We start from the raw sequence: 12,225 nt of genomic DNA, 5'->3' as shown, positions 1-12,225 counted from the left end.
CGGCTTCAACGACCGGATGGCGGCCGTTTTTGATAAAAATCTCGTTTTTGGCGGAAAAACTCGGCCGGCAGTAGTTCTTTTCCTCAGCGTCCTGGGCAAAGGCCACGAAGACGTCCAGGGCCGCCAGCTTGCGGCCCAGCTCCTGCAGGGCCGGAATGTGGGCCTTGACTGCTTCTCTGAGCTGGCTGAAAATCTCATATTCCAGATCCGTCGACCGGCTTTCGGCTTCCAGGATCAGGTTTTCATGCTCCTTGAGCTCCGGGGTGATGTAGCGCTCGGCGTTGGTCAAGGTCTGCTTGCGGGTATAGCGGTCCTGCGGCACCTTGGAAACGTTGCCCCGGCTGACCTGGATAAAGTAGCCAAAGACCCGGTTGTAGCCGATCTTCAAATTGTCGATGCCGGTTTTTTGCCGCTCTTCCAGTTCCATCTGCGCCAGCCACTTTTTCCCGCCATTCATGGCTTCCCGGTATTTGTCCAGGTCCTCGCTGACGCCGGGACGGATCATGTTTCCTTCCTTGGCGGAAATCGGCGGCTCATCGACCAGGCAGGACTGGATGCTTTCAGCCACTTCGCTTTGCGGATCAATCGAGCGGCCGTAGTTCTCCAGGTCCGGATTGCCCGAATCGGCCAGGGCCTGCAGAATCGGCTTGGTGGCCTGCAGGCTCTTGGCCAGCTGCAGCAGCTCGCGGGGGTTGACGTTGCCAAAAGCGATCCGGCCGCTCAAGCGCTCCAGGTCATAGACTCCCTTTAAGGAGTCAACGATGCTTTCTCTGGTAAAGTAGTCGTCCAAAAGTGCCTGCACCATCTGCTGGCGCTGGTTGATCCGGTCCAAAGACAGCAGGGGCCGGCTGAGCCACTGCTTCAAAAGCCGGCCGCCCATGGCCGTGGTGGTCTTGTCCAGGACCCAGAACAAGGAGCCCTGCTTTTTGCCGGTCGTGGCCGACTGGGTCAGCTCCAGGTTTCGCTGGACCGTGTTGGCCATCTGCAGGTATTGGCCGACTTCAAAGCTTTCGGCAATCTGCAGGTGGGCCAGGCTCCGCTTCTGCGTTGCCAGCAGGTAAACCACCAGCTGGCGCGTGGCCGCCTGTTCAAGCGGATCGGTCAGCTTCTGCTGCACGTAGGAGATTTCGGCGTGCTCGCCGTCCACTTCCGCCGGCTCTGACACAGTAATGTTGGCCTTGTTCAAACTCTCCAGCTCCTCAGGAGCCAGGTTGCCGGCAAAAACGACCTCCCGGGTTCTGAGCGACAGCAGCTCATTGACCACTTCGGCGTAATGCTTGACATGGGTGGCAAAAATCTCCCCCGTTGACAGGTCGCTGTAGGCCAGCCCGTAGCCGCCGCTTTTAGCCACCACAGAGGTCAGGTAGTTGCTCTCCTGGCTGTCGTCTGGCCCCTGGGCCATCTTGGTGCCGGGGGTGACCAGCTGGATGATTCCCCGCTTCACCATGCCCTTGGCCTTCTTCGGGTCTTCCAGCTGCTCGCAGATGGCAACCTTGTAGCCCTTCTCCACCAAAGTATTGACATAGGAATCAACCGCCATGTGCGGCACGCCGGCCATCGGAATCGGGTTGTCCGACTTGTTTGACCGGTGGGTCAGGGTCAGCTCCAGAATCTGCGAGCCCTTGATGGCGTCATCCTCGTAGAGTTCGTAAAAGTCGCCCACCCGATAGAAAAGAAAGGCATCCGGGTACTGCTCTTTAATCTGATAATATTGCTCCATCATCGGAGTCGTAGCTTTTCTTGGCATAAAAACTTCCTCACCTTGTAATACTGTTCTTTATTATACAGCATTTCCCGCGCCGACTCGCCAGGTCTGCACGCAAAAAGAGCTCAGCGGCTGGCTGAGCTCTTCTTACAGTAATTCTCGTGTTATCGGTTTGCCTGTTTTTACATCATGCCTGGCTGTGCAGGTGCGGCTTCCTTCTTTTCTTCAGGAATTTCAGCAACGACAGCTTCAGTCGTCAACAGCAGACCAGCGATTGAGGCAGCGTTTTGCAGAGCTGACCGGGTCACCTTGGTTGGGTCGATGATCCCTTCGTCAATCATGTTGACGTACTTGTCTTCAGCTGCGTTGTAGCCGACTTCTGGGTCAACCTTGCGCAGGTGGTCAACGACAACTGAACCTTCCTTGCCGGCGTTTTCAGCGATTTGACGAACCGGAGCAGTCAAAGCGCGGGCAACGATGTTGATACCGGTTTGTTCGTCAGCCGTGTCGCCCTTGGTTGCCTTAACGGCTTCTTCAACGTTGACCAAGGCAGTACCACCACCGGCAACGTAGCCTTCGTCAACGGCTGCACGGGTAGCGTTCAAAGCGTCTTCAACCCGGTAGCGGCGTTCCTTGAGTTCGGTTTCCGTAGCGGCACCGACGTGGATTACGGCTACGCCGCCAGTCAGCTTGGCCAGACGTTCTTGCAGCTTCTTCTTGTCGAAGTCTGAAGTCGTGTCTTCGATTTGCTTTCTGATCGTGTCAACGCGTTCTTGGATGGCTTCCTTGGCGCCGGAGCCGTCAACGATGGTGGTTGAGTCCTTGGTGATGGTTACGCGGCGGGCTTGACCCAATTGGCTGAGCTGGGTGTCCTTAAGTTCCAGGCCCAGGTCTTCGGAAATAACCGTACCGCCAGTCAAAGCAGAGATGTCGGCCAATTGTTCCTTGCGGCGGTCGCCAAAGCCAGGTGCCTTAACAGCTACGACGTTGAAGGTCCCGCGGATCTTGTTCAAAACCAGAGTCGGCAAAGCTTCACCAGTAACGTCGTCAGCGATGATCAACAGCGCGCGGCCTTGTTGCACGATTTCCTGCAGCATTGGCAAGATGTCTTGGATGTTGGAAATCTTCTTGTCAGTAATCAAGATGTACGGATTTTCCAAGTCGGCTTCCATCTTGTCGTTGTCAGTTACCATGTATTGTGACAGGTAGCCGCGGTCAAACTGCATCCCTTCAACCACGCTCAGTTCAGTTTCGATCCCGCGTGAGTCTTCGATGGTGATGACGCCGTCGTTGCCGACCTTTTCCATGGCTTCAGCGATCAAGTCGCCGATTTCCTTGGAAGCACTTGAGATTGAAGCAACTTGCGCGATTTGGTCACGGCTGGAAACTTCGTGGCTGTTCTTGTGCAGCTGGTCTACAGCAGCTTGGGTAGCCTTTTCAATCCCGCGGCGGATGCCGACAGGGTTGGCACCGGCAACCACGTTCTTCATGCCTTCTTGAACGATGGCTTGCGTCAAGACAGTAGCCGTGGTGGTACCGTCACCGGCAATGTCGTTGGTCTTTGAAGCAGCTTCGGCAACCAGCTTGGCGCCCATGTTTTCGTAGTGGTCTTCCAGTTCAATCGCCTTGGCGATCGTTACACCGTCATTGGTGATGGTCGGGTTGCCATAGCTTTGTTCCAAAACAACGTTTCTGCCCTTTGGCCCCAAAGTGGTCTTAACCGTGTTGGCCAGCTTGTCTACGCCATTTAAAAGTGAACGTCTTGCGTCTTCTGAAAACTTGATGTCTTTTGCCATTTTTTAATCTGCACTCCTTAAATTACTTAACGATTGCCAAAATGTCTTTTTCATGAAGGACTAAGTATTCCTTGCCTTCGTACTTGACCTTGGTGCCAGAATACTTATCGTATAAAACTTCATCGCCCTCTTGGACGGTCATAGGAAGCTTGCTGCCATCTTCAGCGTACAGGCCGGCGCCTACGGCAACAACCTTGCCTTGGGTCGGCTTTTCCTTTGCGTTGGAAGCAAGTACGATGCCACCAACGGTTTGTTCTTCAGCTTCTTTAACTTCAACGATCACGCGATCTCCAATTGGTTGTAACACGTTATTCCCTCCTGAAATTAATTGTCTTAAAAAATTCTTTAGCACTCATGTTGATCAAGTGCTAACTTACAACTATGATAATAAGCCCTTTTTCTAAAAAAGGCAAGAGAAAAATAGCACTTTTTAGCTTTGAGTGCTAAAAAGTGCTATTTATGCTATCTGTGAATAGTTTATTTTCCTTCTTCGGACTGTTGCTGAGCCAGCTGGTCTGAATCAAGGAAGTAGATCAAAGTCTGCAGCTCAGTTGCCAGGTCGACATTTTGAATCCGCACGCCATTCGGTGCTGACAGCCGGATCGGCGTAAAGTTCATGATCCCCTTGATCCCGGCTTCAATCATTTCGTCGGCCGTCTTCTGGGCGGTTGCCTGCGGCACGGTCAGGATCGCGATGCGGATCTGCTGGTCAGCAATCTGCTGTTTCATTTCATCCATTGAGTACACTGGCACCCCTTGGGTGATCTTGCCGGTAATTTCCGGGTTGATGTCAAAAGCACAGGAAATTCTGATGTTGTTGCTGCGCTTAAAGTTGTAGTTGAGCAGGGCGTGCCCCAGATTGCCGACCCCGACCAGGGCCACATTGGTCAAAGTGTCCTGGTTGAGAATCTTCTTGAAGAAGCCAAGCAGGTTCTTGACGTCATAGCCATAGCCCCGCTTGCCCAGAGCCCCGAAATAGGAAAAATCGCGGCGGATCGACGCGCTATCGACCTGGACAGCTTCCGCCAGTTCAGTTGAGGAAACCTTGTCTTTCCCCTCATCATTCAAAAGCAGCAAGTAGCGGTAATAGAGCGGCAATCTTTTGGCAGTAGCCTTGGGAATTCTGATTTTGTTGTTCATAAAGATGCCTCCGTCGTAGATTTGATTTGTGAATGTGAATCTCTAATCAATCATCTACTATCATAATCGTTTTTACTAGTCTTTGGCAAGTCGTAAATTCACAATATTTGCCATAAAATCCTTTTCATAGAATTTTTTCACAAACTAATCGAAGCAGCCTGCAGGCAGACGCGGCGAAAATACTTGGGGAAAAACGCTCCCGGGAGCGTTTGGCGGGCCTTTGCATGGTACAATGTTTCAAGGTGAAAAAATATGATAATAGCACAAGGACACAATTTGGAGCAGCGTTTCGGCGCCACTCCTTTATTCAGCAACGTAAACTTTTCAATTGAGAACAACGCCCGGATCGGGCTCGTCGGCCCCAACGGGGTCGGCAAAACGACCCTGCTCAAGATCATGACCGGCCGCCAGGAGGCCAGCCAGGGCGAATTTACCGTCAACAAAGGCATCGAGCTCGGCTACATCGCCCAGGAACACGACTTTGACGAGGAAAAGTCGATCTGGGACGAAATGCTGACGGTCTTCCAGCCCCTAATTGCCCAGGGCCAGCAGCTGGAGAAGCTGCAGTATGCCGTCGCCGACCATCCTGAAGACAGCGACCTGCTCCAGCGCCTGGACCAGGCCCAGTACAATTTTGAACAGGCCGGCGGCTACACCTACCAGGCCGAGATCAAGAGCATGCTCAATGGCTTCAACTTCCCGCAAGAGACCTGGAACAAGCAGATTGCCAGCCTCTCAGGCGGGGAAAAGACGCGGCTGAGCTTTGTCAAGCTGCTCTTGAAGAAGCCCCCGCTGCTGCTTTTGGACGAACCGACCAACTACCTGGACCTGGATACCCTGGACTGGCTGGAAAGCTTCCTCAAGAACTATCCGGGCGCCATTTTGACGGTTTCCCACGACCAGTACTTCCTGGACCACCTGGCCACGCAGATCTTTGAACTGCAGCACGGCCAGCTGACGGTCTTCAAGGGCAACTACAGCCAGTACTTGAAGGAAAGAGAGCTGCGCGACCAGCAGCAGGAAGCTGCCTATGAAAAGCAGCAAGAAGAGATCAAGCGCGAGGAAGAGTTCATTCAAAAGAACATCGTCCGCGCTTCGACCACCAAGCAGGCCCAAAGCCGGCGCAAGGCCCTGGAGAAAATGGAGCTGATCGATCCGCCCAAGCACCGCTCTAAAGTGCGGATCAACTTTAGCAGTGAGCGGCCGTCAGGCAAAGAGGTCCTGATCTTGAAGGACCTGGCCGTCGGCTATCCGGACAAGACCATGCTGAAGGACATCTCCTTCCAGATCAACAAGGGCGACCGGGTGGCCATCATCGGCCAAAACGGGATCGGCAAGTCAACCCTGCTCAAGACGGTCATGAAGCAGCTGCCAGTCAAGCATGGCTCCATCAAATACGGCGCCAGCCTGGACATCGGCTACTACGACCAGGAGCTGCAGGGACTGGACTACTCCAAGACCGTGATCGACACGATCTGGGACAGACACAAGGAAATGAACGAAAAAGACATCCGGTCAATCCTGGCCAGCTTCCTGTTCACTGCCAAGGACATCGACAAGAAAGTCAGCCAGCTTTCCGGCGGCCAGAGAGCCCGGCTGACCTTGACGGTCCTGTCCATGGAGCACAACAACTTCCTCTTGATGGACGAACCGACCAACCACCTGGACCTGGACGCCAAGGAAGTCCTGGAACAGGCCCTGGCCGACTACGACGGCACCCTGCTCTTCGTCTCCCACGACCGCTACTTCATCAACGAACTGGCCAACAAGATCGTCGTCGCCAAAGACGGCCGGGCCAAGATTTACGAAGGCAACTACTCCTACTACCTGAATGAAAAGGCCAAAGAAGAAGCCCGCCAGCAAGAAAGCGCGAGCGAGCAGCCGGCAGCCGCCAAGGCCGTCAGCGAAAACAAGCTCTCCTACCAGGAGCAAAAGAAGCGGGATTCTGAAAAGCGGAAGCTGGAGCGGCAGGTGGCCCAGGCTGAAAAGCAGCTGACCGAGCTGGAAGCCAAGGAAAAAGAGATCCAGCAACAGATGGCCGATCCAGCCATCGCCGCGGACTTCGGCAAGCTTGGCCCCCTGCAGGAAGACCTGACGAACGTCCAGGAAAAAATCAACGAAGTCACCCAGGCCTGGGAAGAAGCCTCTCTGGCCCTGGAAGATTTTTAATGCAAACAGCAAACAAAAACGTTCACTTCAACTTGAAGTGAACGTTTTTACTTTACCGGTAATCTTCTGCGTAAGGCAATTCCATCGACGGGTCCGCATCCAGGGTCAAGTCGGCAAAGTTGCCGGCTAAGTACTGGTTGTAGGCTGCCGCGCCGATCATGGCCGCGTTGTCGCCGCAGAGCTTGAGCGGCGGCAGGATCACCTTCGGCGCCTTTTCAAGAGCGGCGATTTCCTTGGCCATCCGTTCCCTCAAGCCCCGGTTGGCGGCAACCCCGCCGCCCATGATGAAGGTCTTTGGCTGGTATTCCTTGATGGCGCGGATGGTCTTTTCCGCCAGGACGTCAACCACTGCTGCCTGGAAGCTGGCCGCCAGATCGTACTTGTCCAGCTTTTGCCCCAGCTGGTCAGCATGGTGGCAGGTGTTGATGAAGGCACTCTTCAAGCCTGAGAAAGAGAAGTCATAGTTGTCTTCGTCGATCATGGCTCTCGGGAAGCCGAAGCTGTCTTTGCCTTCGTGGGCCCACTGATCGATCGTCTTGCCGGCCGGGTAGTTGACGCCCAGAACCCGGCCGATCTTGTCGTAGGCTTCACCGGCCGCGTCATCGCGGGTGTCGCCGACGATTTCAAAATGGGTCGGGTCCTTGAGCAGGACGATCTCAGTGTGGCCGCCGGAAACCTGCAGGGCCAAGGCCGGGTACTGGATCGGCTCAACCAGCTGGGCAGCTGAAATGTGGCCCATGATGTGGTCAACCCCAATCAAAGGCAGGCCGGTTGCCATTGAGGCCGCCTTGGCCGCATTGATCCCGATCAAGAGCGCCCCGACCAGGCCAGGGCCATGGGTAACGGCAATGGCATCCAGGTCTTTCCAGTCAACCCCCGCCTGCTCCATGGCTTCTCTGGTGATCTGGGTGATCACTTCGATATGGTGCCGGCTGGCCACTTCAGGCACGACCCCGCCGAAACGGGCGTGGCTTTTGATCTGGGTAGCGACCACCAGACTCTCGATTTCCGACCCGTTCTTCACCACGGCCGTCGAGGTTTCGTCGCAGGAGCTCTCAAAAGCTAAAATACGAATGTCTTTCTTTTCCTTCAAAGTCAGTTCTTCTTTCTTAAGTCGCAGATCATGTTCAAGCCGTCGCTGTTGCGGCGGCCGTAGTTGCTGTAGTAGTTCTTGCGGACAAAGTTGTCTCTAAAGCCCAGCCGGCGGTAGAGAGCCTGGGCGCGGACGTTTTCCGCCCGCACCTCCAAGGTCACCGACCGCAGGTCGCCGGCCTTGGCCTGGTCCAAAACGGTCTTGAGCAGGTAGGTCCCCAGGCCCTGGTTCTGCCGGTCGGGAACGACCGCCAAAAAGGTGACGTGGCCCGTGTGCAGGCCAAAGCGGCAGCCAACCGCCCCCACCAGGTAATCTCCCTGGCGCAGGAGCAGGTAGATGGAGTCGCGGCGGAGCAGCTCTTCATAAAAGACCTGCTCGTTCCAGGGCAGCGCCCCGGCGTAGACTTCTTTTTCCAGCAAAAGCAATTGTGCCAGCTCATCGGCAGTTGCCTTTCTCAAGCTGTATTCTTGTCCGTTCACGCTGACCGCCCGCGGAGCAAAGCGCACCAGGTCGGCTTTAAAGAATAGTCCCATGGTTTGTCTAAACTTCTTCTACGTAAGCACTGTCTGCTTTAAATTCTTGACCGGTCTTCTTCTGCCAGTCGTATTCTGCCTGCGTGCGGCGCAGATATCTCGGCTCAGCCTGGTCCGGGTCAAGCACTGGACTAGTCAAGGCCAGGCGGCCGATGGCGCTGGCGTGAAGCAGGTTCTCGCTGCCCTCTCCCAGGTGCAGGTCTTTGTCTGCCAAAGCAGCCGTGATTTCTTCTTGATACTTGCTAAAGTCGCTGCCGACAAAAATCACTTTTTCATCCGGCAGGGCGGCCACCTGCTCAAGCAGGCTGCTCAAAGGATAGTGGCCGTCAGCGATCACGGCTTCTTCTCCCCGGTAGGCCCCGGCGAAGAAGTTGTGGTTGCGCGCGTCCAGCGCGGCCACTACCAGGGCGTCTTCCCCGGCAAAATTTTGGGCCAGGGCCTGCAGGGTCGACACGCCCACCAGCTCCTTGCCCAAAATGCTGGCAAACATCTTGGCCGTGGTTAAGCCGACTCTGAGGCCAGTGTAAGAACCCGGCCCAATCGCAACGGCAAAGCGGTCGATATCCTGGAGAGTCAAGCCAGCCTCTTTGAGCAGACCGGCAATGTCCGGATCAAGGTCAACGCTGTGATTGCGCTGGTTTTCTTCGATCTTTTCGCTGATCAGGCGGTCGTCATCATTCAAGGCAACGCTCAAATCGCTCGTTGCCGTCGAAATGCTTAAAATTTTCATTCTCTAAACTACGATTCCTAAAACTTTTTACTCATTTTGACGCGGGACAGTCCCTGCAAAACGAACCAAACCACGACCATCTGAATCCACGGCGTGATCATTTCCTTCAAGATCCGGCTGGACAGAGCAGCCATGAATTTAGTCCCGTACATCAGGCTGACCCAAAGGGTATTCAGGCCGATGTTGCAGATCACCGTGACGCAGATTACGGAAGCAATGACCCGCCAGATCTGCACGGGCTTCTTGTACAAGAAGAAGCCGTAGATCATCGGCCCCAAGGCAGCCGTCAAGGTGTAGCCGATAAAGAAGCCGCCCAGGTTGCCGAAAATTGCCGATGAAACCAGGTCGCTCAAGGCACCGCCGGCAAAGCCCCACCAAGGCCCGAACAAGTAGCCCAGCATGACGCTGCCGATGAAGCCAAGGCCGACTTGCAGAGTGGCATTCCCGACCTTAAACTGCTCCAGGACCACCTTGATGGCGATCACCATGGCCAAGAGCACCAGCTCCCGCAATTCCAGCCGGCCTTTTACTTTTGATTCACTTTTCAATAGACTGTCCTCCTAAAAATGGCTTAACAAAAACAACTGAATCAGTTTCTATTAAAACACATTTTTTGCCACTTTACCTCACAAAGTGCCATAACTTCTCCCTGCCGGCAGACAGCGTGCCAGCTGGAGGCAGCCGCTTCGCCAGCCGTGCTTTTGACCCGGCAGGCAACTTCGTCGCCGTAGCGGATTTCCTTTTCAAACTTGATCGCCAGCTCCTTTGGCTCGTGGCTGTTCAAAAAGTCGCGCGGCAGGGTGTCGATAACCCAGTCAAGGTAATGGGAGTTGTTGACGTGGTGGTTCATGTCCAGGTCGTAATAGTAGGCCCGGTAGACCTTTTCGTCCTCATAGTCGTCTCTGGCCCGCAGGCGCTTAAAGCGCGGCATCTTTTCCAAAACCGGCGCCTTCAAGTCAGCCATGATCTCCTCGCTGCTCGGCAAGAGCCGCCGTTTCTTCAAGTCAAAAAGCACCCACTGGCTGCGGGCATTGACGAGCTGGTGGCCGTTTTCATCCTCAATGCCGAAATCACGGTAGGACAAAAAACGGTTGTAGCCAACCGCTTCCGTCCAGATCCTGATCTTCTGGCCGGCCGCCGGCAGGTCCGCGAACTCGAACTCATACTGGGTGACCACCCAGCCCAGGCCGCGTTCCTGCATGGCTGCCGTGCCGCCCAAAGTATCGGCCAGCTGTCCTTCTGAGGTTTCCATCATCAGGTCGATCATTCTGGGCAGTTTCAAGTGCCCGGTCTCGCCGCAGTCGGCATACTCCAGGCGATATTCCTTGTAGTATTTCATTATTCCCCCTGTTGGTGGTAGCGGTCATAGAGCTCGTTTTTGGAAACGCCCTGGGCCTTGGCCACCTGCTTGATGGCGTCTTTCTTGGAGACGCCGCCGGCTACCTGCTCTTTGACCAGGTCAACCAGTTCGTCCCAGTCAAGCGCCTTTTCTTCCGTGTTCGGCGAAACCAGCACCACGAATTCTCCCCGCGGGTCGACTTCCTTAAAGTGCTGGATGACTTCGCTTAAGCTGCCGCGGACGAATTCCTCGTGGATCTTGGTCAGTTCCCGGGCGCAGACGATCTGCCGGTCTGGCGCCAGCACTTCAGCCATCTGTTCCAAAGTTTTCAGCAGCCGGTGCGGGGCCTCATAAAAAATCGAGGTTGCCTTCGACTGGTTGATCTCTTCCAAAAAAGGCCGCTGCTGGCTGGCCTTGCGGGGCAAAAAGCCGTAATAGGTGAAGGGCTGGCCGTCAAAACCGGAAGCAATCAGGGCCGTCGCGAAAGCCGACGGACCCGGCAGCGGCACCACCGGAACCCCGTTTTTGATGCATTCTTGAACCAGGATGTAGCCCGGATCAGAAATCACCGGCATGCCGGCATCGCTGATTTCGGCGATCGTCGCCCCCTCCTGCATGAGCCGGACCAGTTCCGGTGCCTTTTCTTTTGAGTTGAACTTGTGAAAAGCCACCATCTTGTTGTGTATGCCCAGCCGGTCCAGCATCAGCCCGCTGGTCCGCGTGTCTTCAGCCGCGATATAGTCGGCTTCTTGCAAAATCCGCTTGGCCCGGATGGTAATGTCCTCCAGGTTGCCAATGGGCGTGGGCACCAAATAGAGCCTGCCCTGGTTTTCATCTGCGTAGCTGTGTTGCGTTTGCATTATTTGTGTACCGACTTCTTTCCAAAATTATCCAAAATATCCAGGCAAAACATGCAGTCCGCGCTCGGATCGCGGTGCGTCCCGTAGTACATGTTGCAAATATGGTAGCCAGACTGGTAGATCTGCTTGAGCATCGCTATGCCGCTCTGGCTTTTGCCCTCGTGCTCTTTAACCGTCAATTTGTCCAGCTTCTCGCGCAGAAGCTGGTTTTCAACCTTCAGCTCGGTGTTTTCCTTCAAGCTTTCCAGCACTTCCTGCTGCAGGGAATCCATGCTCTTGAGCATGCGTTCCATCTGCTGCTGAAGCTGCTGCAATTTAGTATATGGATCCACTTTCCTTACCTGCCTTTACTGCTGCCACTTCAATGCTAAATAGTCCAAATTGTTCAAAAAGCCGACATTGCTCTGCCGCATCTGGTCAATCTGCAGCAAATCCGCCAAAAAGGCCGCGGCCTGCTGGACGTTGCCGGCCGTGAGTTCTTTTTCAGCCCACTTCTTCAGTAAAATCCACACGTACTTCTCCCAGGCCTTCGTTCCCTGCTTCTGTTTTTTGACCAAAGCAGCCAGCTGGTGGGCCGACACGATGGCCAGAGGATCGTGTTCTTGCAGCTCCTGGTAAAAGTACTTCACTGCCTGGTCGACTTGGCTGCTGTCCTTGATCTGGTCGACCTCGGCCTGGGTCATGCCGTTTTCCAGCAGCAGGCTCTCCCGGCTAGAGGCAGGCTGCTGGCTGAAATTGATGATCTGCGTTCTTGAGCGGATCGTCGGCAGAATCTGGCCGCCGTTGCTGGCGATCAGGAAAGTGACCACCGGCGCGACCGGCTCTTCCAGCAGGTTGAGCAAGGCGTTGGCCGCCGGCAG

Annotated in this window: 13 protein-coding genes; 1 reads left to right on the top strand and 12 read right to left on the bottom strand. The window is 54.9% G+C overall.

Going from position 1 to position 12,225, the window contains the following annotated elements; all coding sequences use genetic code 11:
- The 4 genes from mutS to lacNas_RS11185 all read right to left on the bottom strand — a co-directional run.
- On the bottom strand, window positions 1–1,747 hold a 1,747-nt coding region (mutS, locus tag lacNas_RS11200; RefSeq protein ID WP_201346873.1), incomplete at its 3' end, for a DNA mismatch repair protein MutS.
- A gap of 140 nt (window positions 1,748–1,887) precedes the next feature.
- The gene (gene groL, locus lacNas_RS11195) at window positions 1,888–3,501 is read right to left on the bottom strand and encodes a chaperonin GroEL (RefSeq protein WP_201330831.1); all 1,614 of its coding nucleotides are present in this window, start codon (window positions 3,499–3,501) and stop codon (window positions 1,888–1,890) included.
- A gap of 22 nt (window positions 3,502–3,523) precedes the next feature.
- Entirely contained in the window at window positions 3,524–3,808 is a 285-nt protein-coding gene (gene groES / locus lacNas_RS11190) for a co-chaperone GroES (protein ID WP_008462788.1), read from the bottom strand.
- 170 nt (window positions 3,809–3,978) lie between these two features.
- Complete coding sequence (locus lacNas_RS11185; protein WP_201330830.1) at window positions 3,979–4,641, bottom strand: redox-sensing transcriptional repressor Rex; 663 nt, start codon at window positions 4,639–4,641, stop codon at window positions 3,979–3,981.
- A gap of 252 nt (window positions 4,642–4,893) precedes the next feature.
- On the opposite strand from lacNas_RS11185, the gene lacNas_RS11180 reads away from it, so the two are divergent.
- On the top strand, window positions 4,894–6,810 hold the full coding sequence (locus tag lacNas_RS11180; RefSeq protein WP_201336311.1) for an ABC-F family ATP-binding cassette domain-containing protein: 1,917 nt from the start codon (window positions 4,894–4,896) through the stop codon (window positions 6,808–6,810).
- Between the two features lie 52 nt (window positions 6,811–6,862).
- Here the strand turns inward: lacNas_RS11180 and tsaD are convergent, their stop codons facing one another.
- The 8 genes from tsaD to lacNas_RS11140 form a co-directional block, all read right to left on the bottom strand.
- On the bottom strand, window positions 6,863–7,903 hold the full coding sequence (tsaD, locus tag lacNas_RS11175) for a tRNA (adenosine(37)-N6)-threonylcarbamoyltransferase complex transferase subunit TsaD (RefSeq protein WP_201336310.1): 1,041 nt from the start codon (window positions 7,901–7,903) through the stop codon (window positions 6,863–6,865).
- 2 nt (window positions 7,904–7,905) lie between these two features.
- Window positions 7,906–8,436 carry a ribosomal protein S18-alanine N-acetyltransferase gene (rimI, locus tag lacNas_RS11170; protein WP_201330454.1) on the bottom strand — a complete coding sequence of 177 codons (531 nt, stop codon included), beginning with the start codon at window positions 8,434–8,436 and terminating at the stop codon, window positions 7,906–7,908.
- Window positions 8,437–8,443: 7 nt separating this feature from the next.
- The gene (tsaB, locus tag lacNas_RS11165; protein ID WP_201330453.1) at window positions 8,444–9,166 is read right to left on the bottom strand and encodes a tRNA (adenosine(37)-N6)-threonylcarbamoyltransferase complex dimerization subunit type 1 TsaB; all 723 of its coding nucleotides are present in this window, start codon (window positions 9,164–9,166) and stop codon (window positions 8,444–8,446) included.
- A 17-nt stretch (window positions 9,167–9,183) separates the two neighbouring features.
- Entirely contained in the window at window positions 9,184–9,714 is a 531-nt protein-coding gene (locus lacNas_RS11160) for a folate family ECF transporter S component (RefSeq protein WP_201330452.1), read from the bottom strand.
- Window positions 9,715–9,755: 41 nt separating this feature from the next.
- The gene (locus tag lacNas_RS11155; RefSeq protein WP_201330451.1) at window positions 9,756–10,505 is read right to left on the bottom strand and encodes an acyl-[acyl-carrier-protein] thioesterase; all 750 of its coding nucleotides are present in this window, start codon (window positions 10,503–10,505) and stop codon (window positions 9,756–9,758) included.
- Window positions 10,505–11,365: a 16S rRNA (cytidine(1402)-2'-O)-methyltransferase gene (rsmI, locus tag lacNas_RS11150; protein ID WP_201330450.1), complete on the bottom strand. Its 861-nt coding sequence runs from the start codon at window positions 11,363–11,365 to the stop codon at window positions 10,505–10,507. Before rsmI ends, lacNas_RS11155 begins: the two co-directional genes overlap by 1 nt.
- On the bottom strand, window positions 11,365–11,697 hold the full coding sequence (gene yabA / locus lacNas_RS11145) for a DNA replication initiation control protein YabA (protein WP_201330449.1): 333 nt from the start codon (window positions 11,695–11,697) through the stop codon (window positions 11,365–11,367). The genes rsmI and yabA overlap by 1 nt, the downstream gene beginning before the upstream one ends.
- A gap of 15 nt (window positions 11,698–11,712) precedes the next feature.
- Window positions 11,713–12,225: DNA polymerase III delta subunit-related protein (locus lacNas_RS11140; RefSeq protein ID WP_507762790.1), on the bottom strand; the 513-nt coding region annotated here is incomplete at its 5' end.

Origin of the sequence: Lactobacillus nasalidis, from assembly GCF_016587775.1 — a bacterium.
Lineage (GTDB): Bacteria > Bacillota > Bacilli > Lactobacillales > Lactobacillaceae > Lactobacillus > Lactobacillus nasalidis.
The sequence above is the reverse complement of the archived record's forward strand: the minus strand, read 5'-3'. Positions and strand labels throughout refer to the sequence as shown.

Coding starts and splice junctions, on each gene's coding strand:
- groL (WP_201330831.1), bottom strand. CDS start 3,501: ATGGCAAAAGACATCAAGTTTTCAGAAGACGCAAGACGTTCACTTTTA.
- lacNas_RS11185 (WP_201330830.1), bottom strand. CDS start 4,641: ATGAACAACAAAATCAGAATTCCCAAGGCTACTGCCAAAAGATTGCCG.
- lacNas_RS11180 (WP_201336311.1), top strand. CDS start 4,894: ATGATAATAGCACAAGGACACAATTTGGAGCAGCGTTTCGGCGCCACT.
- rimI (WP_201330454.1), bottom strand. CDS start 8,436: ATGGGACTATTCTTTAAAGCCGACCTGGTGCGCTTTGCTCCGCGGGCG.
- tsaB (WP_201330453.1), bottom strand. CDS start 9,166: ATGAAAATTTTAAGCATTTCGACGGCAACGAGCGATTTGAGCGTTGCC.
- lacNas_RS11155 (WP_201330451.1), bottom strand. CDS start 10,505: ATGAAATACTACAAGGAATATCGCCTGGAGTATGCCGACTGCGGCGAG.
- rsmI (WP_201330450.1), bottom strand. CDS start 11,365: ATGCAAACGCAACACAGCTACGCAGATGAAAACCAGGGCAGGCTCTAT.